At 73.8% G+C, this 20,857-nt stretch carries 18 protein-coding genes; 13 read left to right on the top strand and 5 right to left on the bottom strand.

Annotated elements, in window-relative coordinates; all coding sequences use genetic code 11:
• Window positions 1–238: 238 nt before the first annotated feature.
• Window positions 239–2,989 carry a pyruvate dehydrogenase (acetyl-transferring), homodimeric type gene (gene aceE / locus ABZ449_RS05600; protein ID WP_360340634.1) on the top strand — a complete coding sequence of 917 codons (2,751 nt, stop codon included), beginning with the start codon at window positions 239–241 and terminating at the stop codon, window positions 2,987–2,989.
• 164 nt (window positions 2,990–3,153) lie between these two features.
• Here aceE and ABZ449_RS05595 read toward each other — a convergent pair whose 3' ends face one another.
• Window positions 3,154–4,752 carry an MFS transporter gene (locus ABZ449_RS05595; RefSeq protein ID WP_360340631.1) on the bottom strand — a complete coding sequence of 533 codons (1,599 nt, stop codon included), beginning with the start codon at window positions 4,750–4,752 and terminating at the stop codon, window positions 3,154–3,156.
• A 218-nt stretch (window positions 4,753–4,970) separates the two neighbouring features.
• Here ABZ449_RS05595 and ABZ449_RS05590 point away from each other — a divergent pair, with 218 nt between their 5' ends.
• The 7 genes from ABZ449_RS05590 to ABZ449_RS05560 all read left to right on the top strand — a co-directional run bounded on the left by ABZ449_RS05590 (window position 4,971) and on the right by ABZ449_RS05560 (window position 12,258).
• Window positions 4,971–5,657: a TetR family transcriptional regulator gene (locus ABZ449_RS05590; RefSeq protein WP_360340628.1), complete on the top strand. Its 687-nt coding sequence runs from the start codon at window positions 4,971–4,973 to the stop codon at window positions 5,655–5,657.
• Window positions 5,658–5,772: 115 nt separating this feature from the next.
• Window positions 5,773–7,086, top strand: coding sequence for a sensor histidine kinase (locus ABZ449_RS05585; protein ID WP_360340625.1), 1,314 nt, complete (start codon window positions 5,773–5,775; stop codon window positions 7,084–7,086).
• Window positions 7,083–7,757, top strand: a complete 675-nt coding sequence (locus ABZ449_RS05580; RefSeq protein ID WP_360340622.1) for a response regulator transcription factor — start codon at window positions 7,083–7,085, stop codon at window positions 7,755–7,757. The genes ABZ449_RS05585 and ABZ449_RS05580 overlap by 4 nt, the downstream gene beginning before the upstream one ends.
• 177 nt (window positions 7,758–7,934) lie before the next feature.
• Window positions 7,935–9,059, top strand: a complete 1,125-nt coding sequence (locus ABZ449_RS05575) for an alpha/beta hydrolase (protein WP_360340619.1) — start codon at window positions 7,935–7,937, stop codon at window positions 9,057–9,059.
• A gap of 26 nt (window positions 9,060–9,085) precedes the next feature.
• Window positions 9,086–10,378: an acyltransferase gene (locus tag ABZ449_RS05570; protein WP_360340616.1), complete on the top strand. Its 1,293-nt coding sequence runs from the start codon at window positions 9,086–9,088 to the stop codon at window positions 10,376–10,378.
• A 118-nt stretch (window positions 10,379–10,496) separates the two neighbouring features.
• Window positions 10,497–10,832: an MmcQ/YjbR family DNA-binding protein gene (locus ABZ449_RS05565; RefSeq protein WP_360340614.1), complete on the top strand. Its 336-nt coding sequence runs from the start codon at window positions 10,497–10,499 to the stop codon at window positions 10,830–10,832.
• Window positions 10,833–11,043: 211 nt separating this feature from the next.
• On the top strand, window positions 11,044–12,258 hold the full coding sequence (locus ABZ449_RS05560; RefSeq protein WP_360340611.1) for an alpha/beta hydrolase: 1,215 nt from the start codon (window positions 11,044–11,046) through the stop codon (window positions 12,256–12,258).
• 54 nt (window positions 12,259–12,312) lie between these two features.
• Here ABZ449_RS05560 and ABZ449_RS05555 read toward each other — a convergent pair whose 3' ends face one another.
• Window positions 12,313–13,305 (bottom strand): WYL domain-containing protein, encoded by a 993-nt coding sequence (locus ABZ449_RS05555; RefSeq protein ID WP_360340608.1) that lies wholly within the window; start codon window positions 13,303–13,305, stop codon window positions 12,313–12,315.
• A gap of 102 nt (window positions 13,306–13,407) precedes the next feature.
• Here ABZ449_RS05555 and ABZ449_RS05550 point away from each other — a divergent pair, with 102 nt between their 5' ends.
• Complete coding sequence (locus tag ABZ449_RS05550) at window positions 13,408–13,986, top strand: TIGR03086 family metal-binding protein (RefSeq protein WP_360340605.1); 579 nt, start codon at window positions 13,408–13,410, stop codon at window positions 13,984–13,986.
• Window positions 13,987–14,053: 67 nt separating this feature from the next.
• Here the strand turns inward: ABZ449_RS05550 and ABZ449_RS05545 are convergent, their stop codons facing one another.
• Both ABZ449_RS05545 and ABZ449_RS05540 read right to left on the bottom strand, forming a co-directional pair.
• Entirely contained in the window at window positions 14,054–15,067 is a 1,014-nt protein-coding gene (locus ABZ449_RS05545; protein ID WP_360340602.1) for an aldo/keto reductase, read from the bottom strand.
• Window positions 15,064–15,567: a MerR family transcriptional regulator gene (locus ABZ449_RS05540; RefSeq protein ID WP_360340599.1), complete on the bottom strand. Its 504-nt coding sequence runs from the start codon at window positions 15,565–15,567 to the stop codon at window positions 15,064–15,066. The genes ABZ449_RS05545 and ABZ449_RS05540 overlap by 4 nt, the downstream gene beginning before the upstream one ends.
• A gap of 133 nt (window positions 15,568–15,700) precedes the next feature.
• Between ABZ449_RS05540 and ABZ449_RS05535 the strand changes: the two genes are divergently transcribed.
• On the top strand, window positions 15,701–16,534 hold the full coding sequence (locus ABZ449_RS05535) for a serine hydrolase domain-containing protein (RefSeq protein WP_360340596.1): 834 nt from the start codon (window positions 15,701–15,703) through the stop codon (window positions 16,532–16,534).
• A 46-nt stretch (window positions 16,535–16,580) separates the two neighbouring features.
• On the opposite strand, the gene ABZ449_RS05530 is transcribed toward ABZ449_RS05535, so the two are convergent.
• The gene (locus ABZ449_RS05530) at window positions 16,581–17,357 is read right to left on the bottom strand and encodes a pirin family protein (protein ID WP_360340593.1); all 777 of its coding nucleotides are present in this window, start codon (window positions 17,355–17,357) and stop codon (window positions 16,581–16,583) included.
• Between the two features lie 223 nt (window positions 17,358–17,580).
• Here ABZ449_RS05530 and ABZ449_RS05525 point away from each other — a divergent pair, with 223 nt between their 5' ends.
• The 3 genes from ABZ449_RS05525 (at window position 17,581) to ABZ449_RS05515 (ending at window position 20,847) form a co-directional block, all read left to right on the top strand.
• A complete protein-coding gene (locus ABZ449_RS05525; RefSeq protein WP_360340793.1) occupies window positions 17,581–18,777 on the top strand; it encodes a helix-turn-helix domain-containing protein in 1,197 nt (398 codons plus the stop codon).
• A 91-nt stretch (window positions 18,778–18,868) separates the two neighbouring features.
• Window positions 18,869–19,819 carry an ACP S-malonyltransferase gene (locus ABZ449_RS05520; protein WP_360340590.1) on the top strand — a complete coding sequence of 317 codons (951 nt, stop codon included), beginning with the start codon at window positions 18,869–18,871 and terminating at the stop codon, window positions 19,817–19,819.
• Window positions 19,816–20,847 carry a beta-ketoacyl-ACP synthase III gene (locus tag ABZ449_RS05515; protein ID WP_360340587.1) on the top strand — a complete coding sequence of 344 codons (1,032 nt, stop codon included), beginning with the start codon at window positions 19,816–19,818 and terminating at the stop codon, window positions 20,845–20,847. Before ABZ449_RS05520 ends, ABZ449_RS05515 begins: the two co-directional genes overlap by 4 nt.
• Window positions 20,848–20,857: the final 10 nt, after the last annotated feature.

Genomic DNA, 20,857 nt, shown 5'->3' with positions numbered 1-20,857 from the left:
TGGCCCTCACCCCGGCCGCCCGCCATCGGGCGGACGGGACACCAGGTCGGACCACCTCTTTTCGTAACACCCGGGGGTGTGCGGAGCGGACGAAGACGCCCGCACCGCACGCCGCCAGACCGGACCGTCCACAAGGCGGAACGGTTACCGATCGGTAGAGATGACGGATCTCCGAGCGCGGTAGCACGATGGAGGCGGCGCGACACACCTCAGTTTCGACCGACAGTGAAGGAACAGCGTGGCTTCCGGATCCGATCGCAACCCGATCATCATTGGCGGCCTTCCGAGTCAGGTCCCGGACTTCGATCCCGAGGAGACCGCGGAATGGCTGGAGTCGCTCGATGCGGCCATCGACGAGCGGGGGCGTGAGCGTGCCCGTTACCTGATGCTGCGGCTGATCGAGCGCGCCCGCGAGAAGCGCGTCGCCGTGCCCGAGATGCGCAGCACGGACTACGTCAACACCATCGCGACCAAGGACGAACCGTTCTTCCCCGGCAACGAGGAGATCGAGCGGAAGATCCTCAACGCGACCCGGTGGAACGCGGCCGTCATGGTCTCCCGGGCTCAGCGCCCCGGCATCGGCGTCGGTGGGCACATCGCCACCTTCGCCTCCTCCGCGTCCCTGTACGACGTCGGCTTCAACTACTTCTTCCGCGGCAAGGACGCCGAGGGCGAGTCCGGCGACCAGATCTTCTTCCAGGGTCACGCCTCCCCCGGCATCTACGCCCGCGCCTTCCTGCTGGACCGACTCACCGAGCAGCAGCTCGACGCGTTCCGCCAGGAGAAGTCGAAGGCCCCGTACGGCCTGTCCAGCTACCCGCACCCGCGGCTGATGCCGGACTTCTGGGAGTTCCCGACCGTCTCGATGGGCCTCGGCCCGCTCGGCGCGATCTACCAGGCGCGGATGAACCGCTACCTGGAGCACCGCGGCATCAAGGACACCTCGGACTCGCAGGTGTACGCCTTCCTCGGCGACGGCGAGATGGACGAGCCCGAGTCGCTCGGCCAGCTGTCGCTGGCCGCCCGCGAGGGCCTGGACAACCTGACCTTCGTGGTCAACTGCAACCTGCAGCGCCTGGACGGCCCGGTCCGCGGCAACGGCAAGATCATCCAGGAGCTGGAGTCCCAGTTCCGGGGCGCCGGCTGGAACGTGATCAAGCTCATCTGGGACCGCAGCTGGGACCCGCTGCTCGCGCAGGACCGCGACGGCGTCCTGGTGAACAAGATGAACACCACCCCGGACGGCCAGTTCCAGACCTACGCCACCGAGACCGGCGACTACATCCGCGAGCACTTCTTCGGCGGCGACCTGCGCCTGCGCGCCATGGTCGAGAGCATGACCGACCAGCAGATCCAGCACCTGGGTCGCGGCGGTCACGACCACAAGAAGATCTACGCGGCGTTCAAGGCGGCCCGCGAGCACAAGGGCCAGCCGACGGTCATCCTCGCCCAGACGGTCAAGGGCTGGACGCTGGGCCCCAACTTCGAGGGCCGCAACGCCACCCACCAGATGAAGAAGCTGACGGTCGAGGACCTGAAGCGCTTCCGCGACCGGCTGCACCTGCCGATCACCGACAAGCAGCTCGACGAGGGCTACCCGCCCTACTACCACCCGGGCCGCGACTCGGAAGAGATCCAGTACATGCACGACCGCCGCAGCGAGCTGGGCGGCTACGTGCCCACCCGCAAGGTGCGCCCGCGCCCGCTGGTGCTGCCCGGCGACGACGCGTACAAGGCGGTCAAGAAGGGCTCCGGCAACCAGACCATCGCCACCACCATGGCGTTCGTCCGGGTGCTCAAGGACCTCATGCGGGACAAGGGCATCGGCAACCGCTTCGTGCCGATCGCGCCGGACGAGTACCGCACCTTCGGCATGGACTCGCTGTTCCCGTCGGCGAAGATCTACAACCCGCTGGGCCAGACCTACGAGTCGGTCGACCGCGACCTGCTGCTGGCCTACAAGGAGTCGCCGACCGGCCAGATGCTGCACGACGGCATCTCCGAGGCCGGCTGCACCGCCTCGCTGATCGCCGCCGGGTCGTCCTACGCGACCCACGGCGAGCCGCTGATCCCGGTGTACGTCTTCTACTCGATGTTCGGGTTCCAGCGCACCGGCGACCAGTTCTGGCAGATGGCCGACCAGCTGGCCCGCGGCTTCGTCATCGGCGCCACCGCCGGCCGCACCACGCTGACCGGTGAGGGCCTGCAGCACGCCGACGGCCACTCGCACCTGCTGGCCTCGACCAACCCCGGCGTCGTCGCGTACGACCCGGCGTACGGCTTCGAGATCGCGCACATCGTCCAGGACGGTCTGCGCCGGATGTACGGCTCCACGGCCGAGCACCCGCACGGTGAAGACGTGTTCTACTACATGACCGTCTACAACGAGCCGATCAAGATGCCGGCCGAGCCCGAGAACGTGGACGTCGAGGGCATCCTCAAGGGTCTGCACAAGTACGCGCCGGGCACCGCCGGCCAGGTCCCGGCCCAGATCCTCGCCTCCGGCGTGGCCGTGCCGTGGGCCCTGGAGGCCCAGCGCATCCTCGCCGAGGAGTGGAACGTCAAGGCCGACGTCTGGTCCGCGACCTCCTGGAACGAGCTGCGCCGCGACGCGGTGGAGGCCGAGGAGTTCAACCTGCTGCACCCCGAGGAGCAGCAGCGCGTGCCGTACGTCACCCAGAAGCTCCAGGGCGCCGAGGGCCCGGTCGTCGCGGTGTCCGACTGGATGCGCGCGGTGCCGGACCAGATCGCCCGCTGGGTGCCGGGTCAGTACCAGTCGCTGGGCGCCGACGGCTTCGGCTTCGCCGACACCCGTGGCGCGGCCCGTCGCTTCTTCCACATCGACGCGCAGTCGGTCGTCCTGGCGGTGCTCACCGAGCTCGCCAAGCAGGGCAAGGTCGACCGCTCGGCGCTGAAGGACGCGATCGACCGCTACCAGCTGCTGGACGTGACCGCGGCCGACCCGGGCGCCGCCGGCGGCGACGCCTGATCCGCCCGTAGCCACTGAGGGGCCGGACTCCCGTCGGGGGTCCGGCCCTTCGGCGTCCGCGGGGCTCCGCGAGGGCGCCGGCGGTGGCGGGCACGGCGCCCACCGGGAACGGCACGACGGCCCCGGACTCCGCGGAGTCCGGGGCCGTGGCGTTGCGCGGTCCGTCAGATGTGCACGGCCGGGCCCGCGTCGGTGGTGCCGCGGCGGGTGAGCAGGCCGAGCACGGCGGCGGCGAAGGCCACCACCGCGGCCACCACGAAGGCCAGCGACATACCGCTCACGAAGGACTCGTGGACGGCTCCGGCCATCGCCTCCACCGCCTGCTGCGGGGTGCCGGCCGGGGCCGGCGGGGCGATGCCGAGCTGGGCGGCCTGCTTGAGGCCCTCGCCCGCCGCGCCCTCGACCGGCGGCAGGCCGGCCTTCGCCCAGTTGCCCGGCAGGACGTCGCCGACCTTGGCGGCCATCAGCGCGCCCAGCACCGCGGTGCCGAGGCTGCCGCCGACCTGCATCGCGGCCTGCTGGAGGCCGCCGGCCACGCCGGACAGCTCCAGCGGGGCGTTGCCGACGACCACCTCGGTGGCGCCGACCATGACCGGGCTGAGGCCGAGGCCCAGCAGGACGAACCAGAGCGAGAGCACGCCGTTGCCGGAGCCGGTCTCCAGGGTGGACATGCCGAACATCGCGACGGTGGTGATCAGCATGCCGGCCACGATCGGGACGCGCGGGCCCAGCTTGCCGATCGCGAGGCCGGCCAGCGGCGAGCCGATGATCATCATGCCGGTCATCGGCAGCAGGTGGACGCCGGCCTCGACCGGCGTCATCCCGTGCACGTTCTGGAGGTAGAAGGTCACGAAGAAGAGCGCGCCGAAGAACGCGAAGGCCATCAGCACCATCAGCAGGACGCCCGCCGACAGCGGCACCGAGCGGAACAGGCTCAGCGGGATCAGCGGTTCGCGGGCCTTGCCCTGCCAGAGCGCGAACAGCACCATCAGGACCACCGCGCCGATCAGGAACAGCAGCGTCCTCGCGTCGCCCCAGCCCCACTCGGGGGCCTTGATGATGCCGAAGACCAGCGCGAACATCCCCACCGAGAGCAGCGCGATGCCGGGCAGGTCGAAGGACTTGGCGGCCTTCTCGGCCCGGACGTCCTTGAGGATCCACACACCCAGCGCCAGCGCGATCAGGCCGACCGGGATGTTGATGAAGAACACCGACTCCCAGTTGACGTGCTCGACCAGCAGGCCGCCGACGATCGGGCCGGCCGCGGTGGAGGCGCCGATCACACCGCCCCAGATGCCGATCGCCATGTTGAGCCTCTCGGCCGGGAAGGCCCCGCGCAGCAGGCCCAGCGCGGCGGGCTGGAGGAGCGCGCCGAACAGGCCCTGGAGCACCCGGAAGGCGATCACGGTCTGGATGTTGCCGGCGAAGCCGATCGCGGCCGAGGTGGCGGCGAAGCCCGCCGCGCCGACCAGGAAGGTGGCCTTGTGGCCGAAGCGGTCACCGATCTTGCCGGCGGTGATCAGGAAGACCGCCAGGGCCAGCAGGTAGCCGCTGGTGACCCACTGGATCTCGGAGGGCGCCGCGTTCAGCTTCTCCTGGATCACCGGGTTGGCGATGGCGACGATCGTGCCGTCCAGCGCGACCATCATGACGCCGACCGCGACGGTCAGCAGGGTCAGCCAGGGGTGTCCCTTGAGACCGCCCCCCGACGGTGGATTCGGCGGCGCGTCCGCCTCGGAGTTCTTCACGACGGACTGACTCATCTGGGCCCTCCGGGGGGCATGGCTGGGGTGCAGGACTGGGCGTGGCGCCCCGGCCCACCCGTCCCCACAGGTGCCCCGGCCCGACGGACGCCACCTCGGCAGATTATGTCAGCTGCTGACATTGGGCAAACAGTGACTTCTGGCCATTGCTGACATTTGTCAGAGCGCTAAAATCGTGATCCCACCCGCCCCACCAAGCGCTCCGGAAGGCCCTCGCCATGGCCGCTCACACCCCCCGCACCACCGGCACCCCGGCGGGCCCCGACCGCGCGCCCGGACTGCGCGAGCGCAAGAAGCAGCAGACCCGCTACGCCCTGATCCAGGCCGCCCACGTGCTCTTCCTCCGGCAGGGCTTCGCCCACACGACCGTCGACGAGATCGCCTCCGCCGTCGACGTCTCCCAGCGCACCTTCTTCCGCTACTTCGCCAACAAGGACGAGGTCGCGCTCGCCGTGATGGCCGTGGCCGAGGACTACTTCATCGAGTGCCTGCGCCACCGCCCGGCCGAGGAGACCCCGCTCCAGGCCCTGCGCGCCTCGATCGTCAAGGCCTGGCGCGACCTCGGCAGCGAGGAGTCCGCCGGCCCCGGTTCGATCCACAGCGCCCTCGAACTCATGCGGATGATCGAGGAGACGCCCCCGCTGCTCGCCGCCCACCTGCGCCGGGTCACCGAACAGGAGCGCCTGGTCGTCCAGGTGCTCGCCGAACGCGAGGGCCTGGACCCGGCCGAGGACCTTCGCCCGGCCGTGCTCGCCGCCGTCTTCGGCAGCCTGCTGCGCGCGGCCCACCTCTCCTGGAGCAGCGAGCACGCACCGGCCGGCCCCGAGGGCATGGTCACGGTGATCGAGCGCTACTTCGACCAGCTCGGCCCGGCCCTGGCCGGCCACTGGAGCGGCCCCGCGTAGCACCCGACGGCACACCCCGGTCATACCCGGGTATCACCCGAGACCCCGGTACCACCCGGAAGTTCGGGCTCCAGTGCGACGCCCCGCGGGCCCCGCCCTCCTAGGCTGGCCCGCGATGAACACGCCCACCAAAGCCGACGCCCCCGGGTTCGCGCTGCGCCAGCTGCGCACCCTGCGGCACCACCTGACCACCCCGAGCGAGGACGACACCCCGCTGTTCGGCGACTCCCGCCGGCGCTGGGTGCGCCGGCTCCCGTACGTCGTCGTGATCGCCCTCCAGGCCTCGCTGATCCCCACCGGGATCGCCAGCCTGGTCGGCTTCTACGACCTGGTGCTGCCGGTGGCCGCCGCGCTCACCGTCGCCCAGACCACGCCGCTGTTCCTCGCCCTCACCCGGCCGTTGGCCGCCTGGTGGATCAGCGCCGCCACCATGGTCACCACCGCCGCCATCACCGCCCGCCACCACCAGGTGATGGGCAGTTGGCCGTGGACGGCTCCGATGGTCATCGCGTACGTCTTCCTGCTGCTCGCCCTGGCGCTGCGGGAGAGCCGGGCCACCCTGGTCTCGGTCTGGGTCGCCACCGTCCTGCTCACCGCGCTCACCACCACCCTCGGCCTGCCCCGCTCCGGCGACGGCACCACCGTGCTGCTGATCGCGCTCAGCGGCGCCGCGCTGCTGCTCGGCTGGGCCGTCCGGGACCGCGCCGTGGCCCGCCGGCTGCTCACCGAGCAGGAGCAGATCAGCGAGGTGGAACGGGAGCGGCGCACCCTGCTGGAGGAACGCGCCCGGATCGCACGGGAGTTGCACGACGTGGTGGCCCACCACATGTCGGTCGTCGCGGTGCAGGCGGCCAGCGCGCCGTACCGGATCGCCGGGGTGCCGCAGGAGGCCGCCGAGGAGTTCACCGCGATCGCCGGCACCGCCCGCGAATCGCTGGCCGAGATGCGCCGGCTGCTCGGCGTGCTGCGCAGCGAGGAGTCCGGCGGGGAGCGGGCCCCCCAGCCCGGGGTGGGCCAACTCGCCCAACTGGTCGAGACGGTGGGCCGGGCCGGGGTGCCGGCCGAGCTGACCGTGGAGCCGGGCCTGGCGGACGGGGTGCCGCAGGCCGTCGGCCTGGTCGCGTACCGGATCGTGCAGGAGGCCCTGGCCAACGTGGTGCGCCACGCCCCCGGCGCGCGGGCCTGGGTGTCGTTGACCGCCGACGGCCCGGAGCTGCTGGTGACGGTGGTCAACGGGCCCCCGCCGGAGCGCACCGAGTCGCTGGAGGCCTCGGTCGAGGGCACCGGACAGGGGCTGGTGGGAATGCGCGAACGCGTCCGGCTGGTCGATGGCAGGCTGGACACCGGCCCGCTGCCGGACGGCGGCTTCAAGGTGGCCGCCGTCCTGCCCCTCGACCGCCCAGACACCCCCCGGGAGACCACCGCATGACCATCCGCGTGATCATCGTCGACGACCAGGCCATGGTGCGCGCGGGCTTCGCGGCCCTGCTCAACGCCCAGAGCGACATCGACGTGGTGGGGGACGCGGCGGACGGCGCCCAGGCCCTGGAGGTCAACGGCCGCACCCACCCGGACCTGGTGCTGATGGACGTCCGGATGCCCGTCATGGACGGCCTGGAGGCGGCCCGGCGGCTGCTCGACCCCACCGTGCCCGGCGCCCACCGGCCCAAGGTGCTGATGCTGACCACCTTCGACGTGGACGACTACGTGTACGAGGCGCTGCGCGCCGGGGCCAGCGGCTTCCTGCTCAAGGACGCCCCGCCGGCCGACCTGATCGCCGCGGTCCGGGTGGTCGCGGCCGGCGAGGCGCTGCTCGCCCCCTCGGTGACCCGCCGGCTGATCGAGGACTTCGCCCGCACCCGCCCGGCCAGACGCCGCGACCCCAAGGTGCGGCTCAACGGCCTGACCCCGCGCGAGACCGAGGTGCTGGAGCTGATCGCCCGCGGCCTGTCCAACCAGGAGATAGCCGCCGGGCTGGTGCTCGCCGAGCAGACCGTCAAGACCCACATCGGGCGGATCCTCGCCAAGCTCGGCCTGCGCGACCGCGCCCAGGCGGTGGTCCTGGCCTACGAGTCCGGCCTGGTGACCCCCGGACAGTAGGGGGGCTTCCCCCACCCCGGTGACACCCGCCCAGGAGGGTGGAAATCCTCCTGATACCCCGGTAGCACAAGGGAGTTGGCCCCGCGGTGTGACGTCCGCGGGGCCTTCGCGTTCCTACCTTCCCCTCCGTCGGAAGCCGAACCCGTCGGCGGCCGAACGGACGAGGGGGACAGGGACATGCGCAGGTCTCGGGCCAGGCGGGCGCTCGCCGCCGCCGCGCTGGCACTGGCGGTCGTACTCGGCACGGGCGGCTGGGCCGCCGACACCCAGACCCCCGTCACCGGCCCGCCGCCCGGCAGCGCCGCCTGGACGGCCGACACCTCGCTCGGCCTGCGGCCGCCCGACCCGGCCGGCACCACCCCGGCCCGGGTCGCCGACTTCTTCGCCGGGTTGAGCCCCGCCCAACAGGACGCCCTGGCCGTACGGCACCCGCTGGTGGTCGGCAACCTGGACGGCGCCCCCGTCGCCCTGCGCTACCGGGCCAACGCCCTGGCCCTGGCCGCCGAACGCGCCCGCGAACTCGCCCGGGCCGCCGACCCCGCCCTCACCCCGCAGGACCACGAGGCCGCCCGCACCCGCGCCGAGCGCTACCGCGCCCTGCTGGACGGCGGCCGGCGGATCCTCGCCTTCGACCCGCGCGGCCGCGGCCAGGTCGCCGAGGTGTACGGCGACCTCGCCACCGCCCGCCGCACCGCCGTGATCGTCCCCGGCTCGGACATCGACCTGCTCCGCTTCGACCGCGCGTCCGACCCGTACGGCACCCCCGCCGGCATGGCCCGCGCACTCCTGGACGCCACCGACGGGCGGACCGCCGTGATCGCCTGGGCCGGCTACACCACCCCGCTCGGCCTCGGCCCGGACGCCGCCACCGAGGACCTGGCCCGGGCCGGCGCGCCCCGCCTCACCCGGCTGCTCGACGGACTCGCCGTCACCACCCGCCCGCAGGCCCCGCCCACCCTGTTCTGCCACAGCTACGGCTCGGTGGTCTGCGGCCTGGCCCGCCCCACCCCCGCCCAGGCCTCCGGCCTGGTGGTGCTCGGCTCGCCCGGCATGGGCATCGGCTCGGCAGCCGACCTCGACCCGGGCGTCCCGCTCTGGGCCACCGCCCGCAACGGCTCCGACTGGATCGGCGACGTGCCCAAGGTCCGGCTGTTCGGCCTCGGCCACGGCGCCGACCCGACCGCCCCCGGCTTCGGCGCCCACCCGCTGCCGGCCACCGGATCCCACGGCCACAACGGCTACTTCGCCCCCGGCACCGCCTCCCTCGCCGCCTACGCCGCCGTCGCGCTCGGCCGCGCCTGACCGCCCGCACCGGAAGGAGCACCACCATGGCCACCACCCCCGGCACTCCGCAGCCCCGCACCATCCGGGCCCGCACCACCCGGGCCCGCAGCGCCCGACCGCTCACCGCGCTGCGCCGCGCCGCCGCACGGGTCGACGCGAAGACCCCGGCCGACCGCGACCGTGCCCTGGACGGGCTGCGCGCCCTCGCCCTGCTCGCCGTCCCGGTCGGCCACTGGATGCTCGGCGGCCTCACCCGCTCGGCCGACGGCGCCCTGCACAACGCCAGCCCGCTCTCCACCCTCGGCTTCTTCGCCCCGCTCAGCTGGGTGCTCCAGATGCTCGGGGTGTTCTTCCTGGTCGGCGGCCACTCCTCGGTCCGCTCGCTGGAACGGGCCCGGGCCAGGGGCGTGACCTACGGCGGCTGGCTGCGGGCCCGTGCCGTCCGGCTGTTGCGCCCGGTGCTCGGGGTGACGGCCGTCTGGGCGGCGCTGATCCCGCTGCTGCCCGCCCTCGGTGTCCCCTCGGACACCCTGCGCACCGGCGCCACCCTGGTGGTGCAGCCGCTCTGGTACATCGGGGTCTACCTGGGGCTGACCGCGCTCACCCCGCTCTGCGTGGCCGCCGGGCGCCGGCTGGGCGGCTGGTCCGCGGGCCTGCCGGTCGCCGTGGTCGCCGCCGTGGACCTGCTGCGCTACGGGCCGTGGGCCGAGGCGGTGCCGTCCTGGGTCGCGCTGCTGAACATCCTGCCCGGCTGGCTGTTCGGCTACCAGCTGGGCGTGATCTGGGCGCAGGGCCGGCTCGGCCGCCCGACGGCCCGGGTGCTGCTGCTCGGCGGCGGCGCGCTGTTCGCCGCGCTGCTGCTGGTGTTCCACTACCCGGCCAGCATGGTCGGCGTGCCCGGGGCCGCGCGCACCAACTCGCACCCGCCGTCCCTGCTGGTGCTCGCCCTGGCGGCGTTCCAGTGCGGCGCCGCGGTGCTGCTGCGGGAGCGGCTGGGCCGGCTGCTGACCCGCCGTCCGCTGCTCTGGCTGCCGGTCGTGGTGGTCAACCTGTCGGCGATGACGATCTTCTGCTGGCACCAGAGCGCGATGCTCGCGGTCGCCGTGCCGGGCGCGGCCGGTCTGGGTGCCGTCCCGGGGCTGACCACCGCGCCGGACTCGCTCGGCTGGGTGGCCGCCCGGCTGGCGCTGCTGCCGCTGTTCGCCGCCGCGCTGGTGGCGCTCGGCTGGTTCACCCGCCGCTTCGACGGCCCGTGGACGGCCTTCTCCCGGGGCGGCAAGGCGGTGGCCGGAGCCGGGGCGGCGCTGTTCGCGGCGTACGCGCTGGGTGTGGTGTGACGGTCCGCCGGGCGCGGGCCGCTTCGGACGGCACAGCGCGGCGCACCCGCCGGGGGCGCGGACCGATCGGTCCGCGCCCCCGGGGCGCGCTGTCGGCGCCCTGCCCTACCCTGCCCCCATGGTCACCTTCGACGAGTTCCGCGCGATGGCACTGGCCCTGCCGGAGGCCGCCCCGGAACCGACCTGGGACATCGAGACGCTGCGGGTCCGCGGCCGGATCTTCGCGATGGGCGCACCCGACGGGGACCGGGTCACCGTCAAGGCCTCCCCCGAGGACCAGGCCGAACTGCTCGCCGCCGAGCCCGAGGTGTTCTCCTTCGCCCCGTACGTCGGACGGCACGGCTGGGTGAGCGTCCGGCTGGACCTCGTGGACCGGGACGAACTGCACGACCTCGTCACCGAGGCCTGGCGGCGGACGGCGCCGAAGCGCCTGGTACGCGAGTTCGACTCCTGAGCGCGGCCCCGCAGAACGGCCGCGCGGACCACTCTCCGAACCACTGGGAGACGCCGCGCGGACACCCCCGGTTCATGTGATCCATCCCACAGTTTAGGCGTGCCCGCCACCCCTTCGGGCGCCCTAGGCTTGCGCAGGGAATTCAGCAGAGCTACCGCACCCTCCGGGCACCGCCCGCGAAACGGTGACGGGCCCCAAGGGAGTTGGTGCGGTGCGCAACCGTCGGCGCTGGAAGCGGGTACTGATCGGGGCGTTCGCCGGCTGCGCGGTGCTCGCCGACGCCGGAGGCGCCGCCGCCGCGGCCGCGGTCTCCTCCGAACAGCTGGCGATCTCCACCCCTCCGGCCGGCAGCGCCGCCTGGGTCCAGGACCACTCCTTCGGCCACTCCCTGCCCGACCCGGCCACCACCACCCCGGCCGCCGCCGCGGCGTTCTTCGCCTCGCTCGCGCCGACCGAACTGGACCGGCTGATCCAGGACTACCCGCTGGTCGTCGGCAACTACGACGGAGCCCCGCTGGACCTGCGCTACCGCGCCAACAGGATCGCCCTGGCCGCCGAGCGCGACCGGGCCCGGGCCCGCGCCGCCGACCACCGACTGGACTCCGACACCCGCGCGCTGGCCGTCTCCCGCGCCAACGACGTCGAGCACCTGCTCGCCCCCGGCCGGCAGGTCCTGGCCTTCGACCCGCGCGGCCGCGGGCTGGTCAGCGAGGTGTGGGGCGACCTCGCCGACGCCGAGCGGATCTCCGTGCTCGTCCCCGGCTCGGACGCCGACCTCGGCCACCACGACCAGGCGGCCGATCCGCTGCGGTCCCCGGCCGGCATGGCCCGCGCCCTCTACACCGAGGTCCGGCGCCAGGCGCCGGGCACCCGGACCGCCGTGATCTCCTGGACCGGCTACGTCACCCCCTCCGGCCTCGGCCCGGACGCCGCCACCTCCCGGCTCGCCGACGTCGCCGCCCCCCGGCTGGAGCGGCTGCTCGCCGGGCTCAAGGAGACGACCCGGCCGGACGCTCCGCCGTCGCTGCTCTGCCACTCGTACGGCTCGGTGGTCTGCGGCACCGCCGCCCCGGAGATCCCGCGCGCGGCGGCCTCGCCGTCCGACACCTCCGGCATCACCGACCTGGTGGTCTTCGGCAGCCCGGGCATGGGCGTGCAGAGCACCACCGAGCTGGGCGCCGGCGTGCACGTCTGGGCCACCCGCAACCCCAGCGACTGGATCGGCAACGTGCCGTTCCTGGAGGTCGGCGGGCTCGGCCACGGCGCCGACCCGACGGCGAGCGGCTTCGGCTCCGAGCAGATCTCCTCGGCCCGCGCGGCGGGCCACAACGGCTACTTCGCCGAGGGCACCGACAGCCTGCGCAACTTCGCGGCGATCTCGCTCGGCCACTACCAGGACGTGGTCCGGGCCGACCCCGGCGCCTGAGGCCCGGATCCGGTCCCGGTGCGACCGCCGGGCGGGCCGGTCCCGTCGCGGCCGCTACACGGGCTGGTCCTGGTACAACCGCAGGGCGTCCGCCGCCGCCCGAGCCAGCTCGCGCCGGGCGGCCGGCGGGGCCAGCACCTCGACGTCCGCGCCGAAGGCCAGCAGCGACCGGACGGCCGCCGGGGCCGGGAAGGCCATCCCCACCTCGGACCACTCCTCGGCCTGGCCGGCGCCCGCCTCCGGCGGCGGCGCGGTGACCCGGCCGCCGTGGATGCGCAGGAACATGTCCAGCCGTCCGCGCCGGACCCGCACCCGCACCGGCAGGTCCTTCGGCAGCCGCTCCACCTGCTCGCGCAGCACCGCCCAGACGTCGCCGAGCCCGACCCCGGCCCGGCGCCGCACCGTCTCCTCGGTGGTGTCGGCGGCCAGCACCCGGTCGGCCCGGAACAGCCGCGGCTCGCCGTGCAGATCGGCCACCAGGTACCAGACCGCGGCCTTGCTCACCAGCCCGTACGGGTCGACGGTGTACTCCACCGGCGCGGGCGTGCCGCCGTGCCGGTAGCGCAGCCGCATCCGCCGGTCGGCGAAGACGGCGTACTGCAGCTCGCCCAGGTCCGGCCCCCCGGCGGGGCCGGCCGCGCCGGGGGTCTGCATCCAGCGGGCCGGGTCGACCAGGATCCGCTCGCTGATCCGCTCGGCGGCCGGCCGGTGCGGGGCCGGCAGTGCCGCCATCACCTTGCGCAGGGCCGAACCGAGCGCCCCGTCCAGCCCGAGGTCGCTGTGCGCGCCCTGGGCGGAGAGCACGAACAGGGCCCTGGCCTCGTCCGCGGTCAGGCCCGTGACGTCGGTGCGGTAGCCGGGCAGCAGGCCGATGCCGCCGTGCCGCCCGCGCTCGGTGAACACCGGCACCCCGGCGGCTGAGAGCGACTCGACGTCGCGGTAGATGGTGCGGACGGACACCTCCAGCCGCTCGGCGAGTTCGGTGGCGGACACCCGGCCCCGGGTCTGGAGCAGCAGGAGGATCGAGAGCAGGCGGTCGGCCTTCATGCCCTCAAGAATCCCAGTAATCCTGACGGCAGTTGTCAGGTTTTACTGGGAAATTGCGTTCCGAGACCGAAAGACCACCCGACACCAGGGAGTTGAGCGCCGATGACCGCCGTCCAGGACGCCCGCCCGCAGTACCTCACCGCCCTCGACCAGCTGGAGAAACTGCTCGTCACGATCACCCCGTCCGACCTCGACCGACCCACCCCCTGCACCGAGTTCACCCTGCGTCAGCTGCTGAACCACGTGATCGGCGGCGTCCACCGGTTCGCGTACATGGGCGAGGGCGGCCGCGCCGAGGACGTCGTGGCCGCCATCGAGGACCCCTCGGACGAGGGCTGGCCGGCCGCGCTGGGCCGGGCCCGCACCCGGGCCACCGCCGCCTGGGCGGACGACGCCAAGCTCGGCCGCCCGACCGTCGCCCCCTGGGGCGAGGTGCCCGGTGCGGCGGCGGTGGGCGGCTACCTGATGGAGCTGGTGACCCACACCGGGGACATCGCCGGCAGCCTCGGCAACGGCTTCGCCCTGGACGACGACCTGGCGCGGACCGCACTGGCCGTCGCCGAGTCGGTGCTGCCGGCCGGACAGCGGCCGCCGGGCGTCCCGTTCGCCGCCGCCCGGCCGGTCGCCGAGGACGCCGACGCGCACACCCGGCTGGCCGCCTTCACGGGCCGCACGGTCTGAACCCGGCCGCGGCCCCGGGGGCGTCCGCCGGCTCCCCCTGGCCCCGGGCGGATCCGAGGACCGCCCGCTACTCCCGCGCCTCCGAGGTGGCGCTCATGTCCGGGTAGCGGTTGCCCGCCACCCGGCCGGCCACCGGCTCCATCAGCGCCAGCTCCTCGGCGGTCAGCCGCAGCGTCGCCGCCGCGGCGTTCTCGGCCAGCCGGCTGCGCTTGCGGGTGCCCGGGATCGGCACGACGGCCAGCCCGTGCACCTCGGCCCGCTGGTGCACCCAGGCCAGCGCGACCTGGGCGAGCGTCACACCACGGGCCGCCGCGATCTTCCGCAGCGGGTCGAGCAGTTCGCCGTTGGCGGTCGCGTTGTCGCCGGTGAAGCGCGGGTGGGTGCGGCGGTAGTCTTCCGCCGAGAGCTCGTTGGCGTCCTGGAAGGCGCCGGTCAGGAAGCCCCGCCCGAGCGGTGAGTACGGCACGAAGGCGACGCCCAGCTCCACCGCGGCCGGCACCGCCGAGCGCTCGACGTCCCGGGCGAACACCGACCACTCGGACTGGAGCGCGGTGATCGGGTGGACCGCGTGCGCCTCGCGCAGCTCCGCCCCGGTCACCTCGGACAGGCCGAGGTGGCGTACCTTGCCGGCCCGCACCAGCTCGGCCATGGCGCCGACCGAGTCGGCCAGCGGCACGGCCGGGTCACGGCGGTGCATGTAGTACAGGTCGATCACGTCCACGCCGAGGCGGCGCAGCGAGGCGTCCACCGCGGTCCGGATGTACGCCGGATCGTTGCTGATGCCGCGGAGGGCGCCGTTCTCCGCGTCGCGCATGATGGAGAACTTGGTGGCGAGCACCACCTTGTCCCGGTTGGCCCGGACGAAGGGGCCGATCAGCTCCTCGTTGCGGCCCGAGCCGTACATGTCGGCGGTGTCGAAGAGGGTGACGCCGGCCTCCAGCGCGGCGTCCAGGGTGGCGAGCGCCTCGCCGGTGTCGGTGGGGCCGTAGAACTCGCTCATGCCCATGCAGCCGAGGCCCTGGACGCCCACCAGCGGGCCGCCGGTGCCGAGTTCGACGGTGGGAAGGACGGTCTGAGTCATGCGCTCTGCTCTTCCTCTGCGCGGATGTTCTGGCATGTGGCCGGGACACCGGTGCCGTCGGTGACCTTCCCGGCATAGAGATCGATCTTGTAGTCGAGGACGGCGAGGGTGGCCTGGAGGTCGACGATCCGCTGCCGGACCTCCTCGCGCTGGGCCTCCAGGAGCCGCCGCCGTCCCTCGTAGGTCCGCTCGCCCTGGCGGGCCATGTCGACGTACTTGAGCATGTCGGCCACGGACATGCCGGTCAGCCGCAGCCGGCCCAGGAAGGCCAGCCGGTGCAGATCGGCGTCGCAGTAGCGGCGCTGGCCGCCCGCCACCCGGTCGACCGGGTCCAGCAGGCCGATCCGCTCGTACCAGCGCAGGGTGTGGGCGGTCAGCCCGCTCGCCGCGGCGACCTCGCTGATGGTGTGCCTCGGCGTCCGGTCCGGATCGCCGCTCGGGCGACTGAACACCTCGGCGCAGCTGCGCAGGTCGATCTCGATCCGTGCGGGTGCGGCCATCGCTCGTTCCCCCTGTCCTGTGCGACGTGGACGACGCTACCGAGTTGGAGTGCACTCCAAGCAAGCCCCGCCACCCGGGCGGCTCCGCCACCGCCTTCTCCGGGGGATTTCCCGGCGACTACAGTCGGATCCCATGGAGAGCTTGCGGATGATCGAGAACTGGCCGGTGCCCCATGCCGCGGCGGCGGTGGTCCGGGCTGCGGACGGCGCGGTGCTGGGTGCGCACGGGCCCCAGCAGCACCTGTTCCCGCTCGCCTCGGTGACCAAGCTGCTCACCTCGTACGCGGCGCTGGTCGCCGTCGAGGAGGGCGTGTTCGAGCTGGACGACCCGGCCGGGCCGCCCGGGGCGACCGTCCGGCACCTGCTCGCCCACACCTCCGGCCTGGGCTTCGACGAGGACCGGGTGTTCGCCGAGCCCGGCAACCGCCGCCTGTACTCCAACGCGGGCTTCGACGTGCTGGCCCGGACGCTGTCCGAGGCCGCCGGGATCGAGTTCTCCCGCTACGTCGCCGAGGCGGTGTTCGAGCCGCTGGGCATGACGGACACCCTGATCCACACGGCGCACAAGTCCCCGGCCGGTGCCGGCGGCCTGTCCACCGTCGCCGACCTCGCCCGGTTCGCCGCCGAGCTGCAGGCCCCCAAGCTGCTCGACCCGTCCACCGTCCGGAAGGCCACCCGCGAGGTCGCCTTCCCCGGCACCGGCGGCGTGCTGCCCGGCTACGGCCACCAGCGCCCGAACGACTGGGGCCTCGGCTTCGAGATCCGCGACGGCAAGAGCCCGCACTGGACCGGCGCCGCCAACTCCCCCGCGACCTTCGGGCACTTCGGCCAGTCCGGCACCTTCCTGTGGGTCGACCCGCAGGCCGGCGCGGCCTGCGTCGCGCTCACCGACCGGGACTTCGGTCCGTGGGCGATCGAGGCCTGGCCGGCCTTCTCGGACGCCGTGCTGGCGGAACTGGACGGCTGAGGCCTGTCCGGCGGATCCTTGCCGGGTCCGCGACGCCGGCCAGGCCCTAGCCGTACGAGACCGGCGAGTGCATCTCCCAGAGCAGGAGTTCGGCCCCGGTCTCGCCCGCCGCCGGGTCGGCGAAGGCCTCGCCGGTGATCCGCACGCTGTCGCCCGGGACCATCGAGCGGCCGCCGCCCTTGGGCCCGGGGACGGTCCGGTAGCCCAGTGAGCCGGCGGTCAGGTGGGCGTACCGCCAGGGCGCCCCGGGCAGTCGCGGCAGCGGCTGCCACGGCCCGGCGGTGGCCAGCCAGAGCGCGGCGTCACCGCGGCGCAGCCGCAGGGCGTCCGTCCCGGCGTCGCGCTCCAGCCCGGAGGCGAGCAGCGTCAACCCGCCGTCCGCCGGTTCCACCTTGCGCAGGCCGTACGCCGGGGGCGCGTCGAACTCGTCCGGCTGGAGCCACATCTGGACGAAGCGGACCGGCCCGGTGGCGCCGCCGACGTTGCGCTCGGTGTGGGTGACGCCGGAACCGGCGCTGAGGTGCTGGACCATCCCGGGGCGGACCACCCCGCTGTGGCCGTGCGAGTCCCGGTGGGCCAGCGCGCCCTCCAGCACCCAGGTGAGGATCTCGGTGTCCCGGTGCCTGTGCTCCTCGAACCCGGCGCCGGGTTCGAGGAGTTCCTCGTTGCACGCGAGCAGCGCGCCGAAGTGGGTGTTCTTCGGGTCGTAGTGGCCGGAGAAGGAGAACGCGTGCCTGGTCTCGACGCCCTCGGCCGGGGCGGAGCGGTAGCGCTCGGCGGTGCGGCGCAGGTCGGCACGGGGGCGGTCGGGGGCTTCGGTCACGCCCCCACCGTAGTGGCCGGGCCCGGAGTGTGACTCTTGCCACCGCGCCGCTGGGCCGGGGTGTGTGCACAAGCAGTCACTCACGTGAGGCAGTCTTGTCCTTGTGCCAGCCGCCTCCGCGAACTCCACCAGCGAACCCAGCCCCAGCGCCGCACCCGAACCCGCCGGGAAGGGCCCGGCCGCCCGGTCGGCCCGTGACCGCCCCGGCCGTGCGGCGCCCCGTCTGACCGCCCAGGAGCGCAGAAACGCCGCCGAGCGCGCCGAGCGCCGGGCGGCGACGCTCAAGCGGCTGGAGAAGTCCTCCGGCAAGCTGGCCACCGCCGCGATCTCGCGGATGGACGACCAGCTCGGCTGGTACCGGCGGATGCCGCCGGAGCACCGGTCCTGGATCGGCCTGGTCGCCCAGGCCGGCATCGCCGCCTTCACCGAGTGGTACCGCCACCCGGACACCGCCCAGGCGATCTCCACCGACGTCTTCGGCACCGCTCCGCGCGAGCTGACCAGGGCGATCACCCTGCGCCAGACCGTCGAGCTGATCCGCACCACGATCGAGGTGATGGAGGAGGCCATCGAGGAGGTGGCCGCCCCCGGCGACGAGGCGGACATGCGCGAGTCGGTGCTGGTCTACGCCCGGGAGATCGCCTTCGCGACCGCCCAGGTGTACGCCCAGGCCGCCGAGGCGCGCGGCGCCTGGGACGCCCGGCTGGAGGCGCTGGTGGTCAACTCGCTGCTGTCCGGCGACGCCGACGAGGGCGTGCTCTCCCGCGCCGCCGCGCTCGGCTGGGGCCAGCCCAGCCAGGTCCGGGTGGTGATGGGCAGCGCCCCGGACGGCGACAGCGAGCTGGTGGTCGAGGCGATCCGCCGGGCCGCCCGGTACGCCAAGCTGAACGTGCTGACCGGGGTGCTGGGCAAGCGCCTGGTGGTCGTGGTCGGCGGCGAGAAGGAGCCGGTGCACGCGGCCCGGGCCCTGATCGGGCAGTTCGCGCCGGGCCCCGTGGTGGTCGGCCCGACCGTGCCCGACCTGCTCTCCGCGACCCGCTCGGCCCACGCCGCCGCGGCCGGCCTGCGGGCCTGCGCCGCCTGGCCGGACGCCCCCCGCCCGGTGCTGGCCGACGACCTGCTGCCCGAGCGGGCGCTGGCCGGCGACCAGGCCGCCCGCCGTCAGCTGGTGGAGGAGATCTACACACCGCTGGACGAGGCCGGCTCCGCCCTGCTGGAGACGCTGAGCGTCTACCTGGAGCAGGCGTCCTCGCTGGAGGGCGCGGCCCGGATGCTCTTCGTCCACCCCAACACGGTGCGCTACCGGCTGCGACGTGTGACTGACGTCACGGGGTACGCCCCGTCCGACGTGCGGTCCGCGTTCACGCTGCGGATCGCGCTGGCCCTCGGCCGGCTGGACGCCGTCGGAGAGCCCGGCTGAGCCGGAGTGTAGGAACCGCACAATCCAGGATGGTTTTCTTCGTTACCGTCGCCTACCCGCCCCTGGGCGCCTGGCGAGAGAGGGTTGAACCGTGCTCGTAATCGTCGCCCCTGGACAGGGTGCTCAGTCCCCCGGTTTCCTCAGCCCCTGGCTGGAGCTCGACGGCGTCGCCGACCGCCTGCGCGGCTGGTCGGAGGTCGCCGGGCTCGACCTGGTGCACGCCGGTACCGAGGCGTCCGCCGAGGAGATCAAGGACACCGCCGTCGCCCAGCCGCTGCTGGTCGCGGCCGGCCTGGTGACCGCCCGGGAGCTGTTCCCGGACGAGGACCTCGCCCGCAAGCTGGTCGGCGCCGTGGCCGGCCACAGCGTCGGTGAGATCACCGCCGCCGCCGGCGCCGGGGTGCTCGGCGCCCACGACGCGCTGACCTTCGTGCGCGAGCGCGGCCGGGCCATGGCCGAGGCCGCCGCCGTCACCGAGACCGGCATGCTCGCCGTGCTCGGCGGCGATCCGGAGGAGGTCGCGGCGAAGCTGGCCGAGCACGGCCTGACCGCGGCCAACAACAACGGCGGCGGCCAGATCGTCGCCGCCGGCACCCTGGACCAGTTGGAGGCGCTGAAGGCGGACCCGCCGGAGCGCGCCAAGCTGATCGCGCTCAAGGTGGCCGGCGCCTTCCACACCGACCACATGGCCCCGGGCGTCGAGCGGCTGGCCCAGCTGGCCCCGACGCTGACCGCGGCCGACCCGCAGGTGCGCTACGTCTCCAACAAGGACGGCGCGGTCGTGGACTCCGGCGCCGAGGTGCTCGCGCGCCTGGTGTCGCAGGTCTCCAACCCCGTCCGCTGGGACCTCTGCATGGAGACCCTCGGGCAGCTGGGCGCGACGGCCGTGATCGAGCTGTCCCCCGCGGGCACCCTCACCGCGCTGCTCAAGCGCAACCTCAAGGGTGTGGCCACGCTCGCCCTCAAGACCCCCGCCGATCTGGACAAGGCCCGCGCGCTCGTTGCGGAGCACGGCGGACAGGAGCAGGAGACCCAGGCATGACCAAGCCCCAGATCCGTCCGGTGAGCGGCGCGCAGTACTCGCGCATCCTCGGCGTCGGCGGCTACCGCCCGGTCCGGGTGATCCCCAACTCCGAGGTCCTGGAGTGGATCGACTCCTCCGACGAGTGGATCCGCACCCGCAGCGGGATCGCCGAGCGCCGCTGGGCCGGCCCGGAGGAGTCCGTCTCCGAGATGTCGGTCCAGGCGGCCGGCAAGGCCATCGCCCAGGCCGGGATCTCCGCCGAGCAGATCGGCGGCGTGATCGTCTCGACGGTCTCGCACCTCAAGCAGACCCCCGCGATCGCCACCGAGATCTCCGAGCGGCTCGGCTGCGGCAACGCCCCGGCCTTCGACATCTCGGCCGCCTGCGCCGGCTTCGGCTACGGCCTGGGCCTGGCCGACGGCATGATCCGCGGCGGCAACGCCGAGTACGTGCTGGTCATCGGCGTCGAGCGGCTCAGCGACCTGACCGACCAGTCGGACCGCTCCACCGCCTTCATCTTCGGCGACGGCGCCGGCGCCGCGATCGTCGGCCCCTCGGACACCCCCGGCATCGGCAAGCTGATCTGGGGCTCGGACGGCTCGCAGGCCGACCTCATCACCCAGACCCAGGCCTGGGACACCGCCTTCGCCAAGTCCGACGCGATCAACGGCGCGGGCGAGGAGACCAAGTGGCCGGCCCTGAAGATGGACGGCCAGCCGGTCTTCCGCTGGGCGGTGTGGGAGATGGCCAAGGTGGCCCAGCAGGCGCTGGACGCCGCCGGGATCACCGCCGACCAGCTCGGCGCGTTCATCCCCCACCAGGCCAACATGCGGATCACGGATGCCATGATCAAGGCGCTCAAGCTGCCTGAGTCGGTGCCCGTCGCCCGCGACATCGCCGAGACCGGCAACACTTCCGCGGCCTCCATCCCGCTGGCGATGGAACGCATGCTGGAGAGCGGTGAGGCCCACAGCGGGGACCTGGCCCTGATCATCGGGTTCGGGGCGGGTCTCGTGTACGCCGCCGCAGTCGTTACTCTCCCCTAGGCGCATCCGC

Source organism: Kitasatospora sp. NPDC005856, from assembly GCF_040629945.1.
GTDB lineage: Bacteria > Actinomycetota > Actinomycetes > Streptomycetales > Streptomycetaceae > Kitasatospora.
Note: the sequence above shows the minus strand (reverse complement) of the source record. Positions and strands in the feature narration are given on the sequence as shown.

Excerpts from the sequence above, each read along its gene's own strand:
- ABZ449_RS05595 (WP_360340631.1), bottom strand. The coding sequence starts at position 4,752 with ATGAGTCAGTCCGTCGTGAAGAACTCCGAGGCGGACGCGCCGCCGAAT.
- ABZ449_RS05590 (WP_360340628.1), top strand. The coding sequence starts at position 4,971 with ATGGCCGCTCACACCCCCCGCACCACCGGCACCCCGGCGGGCCCCGAC.
- ABZ449_RS05585 (WP_360340625.1), top strand. The coding sequence starts at position 5,773 with ATGAACACGCCCACCAAAGCCGACGCCCCCGGGTTCGCGCTGCGCCAG.
- ABZ449_RS05580 (WP_360340622.1), top strand. The coding sequence starts at position 7,083 with ATGACCATCCGCGTGATCATCGTCGACGACCAGGCCATGGTGCGCGCG.
- ABZ449_RS05575 (WP_360340619.1), top strand. The coding sequence starts at position 7,935 with ATGCGCAGGTCTCGGGCCAGGCGGGCGCTCGCCGCCGCCGCGCTGGCA.
- ABZ449_RS05570 (WP_360340616.1), top strand. The coding sequence starts at position 9,086 with ATGGCCACCACCCCCGGCACTCCGCAGCCCCGCACCATCCGGGCCCGC.
- ABZ449_RS05565 (WP_360340614.1), top strand. The coding sequence starts at position 10,497 with ATGGTCACCTTCGACGAGTTCCGCGCGATGGCACTGGCCCTGCCGGAG.
- ABZ449_RS05555 (WP_360340608.1), bottom strand. The coding sequence starts at position 13,305 with ATGAAGGCCGACCGCCTGCTCTCGATCCTCCTGCTGCTCCAGACCCGG.
- ABZ449_RS05550 (WP_360340605.1), top strand. The coding sequence starts at position 13,408 with ATGACCGCCGTCCAGGACGCCCGCCCGCAGTACCTCACCGCCCTCGAC.
- ABZ449_RS05545 (WP_360340602.1), bottom strand. The coding sequence starts at position 15,067 with ATGACTCAGACCGTCCTTCCCACCGTCGAACTCGGCACCGGCGGCCCG.
- ABZ449_RS05540 (WP_360340599.1), bottom strand. The coding sequence starts at position 15,567 with ATGGCCGCACCCGCACGGATCGAGATCGACCTGCGCAGCTGCGCCGAG.
- ABZ449_RS05535 (WP_360340596.1), top strand. The coding sequence starts at position 15,701 with ATGGAGAGCTTGCGGATGATCGAGAACTGGCCGGTGCCCCATGCCGCG.
- ABZ449_RS05515 (WP_360340587.1), top strand. The coding sequence starts at position 19,816 with ATGACCAAGCCCCAGATCCGTCCGGTGAGCGGCGCGCAGTACTCGCGC.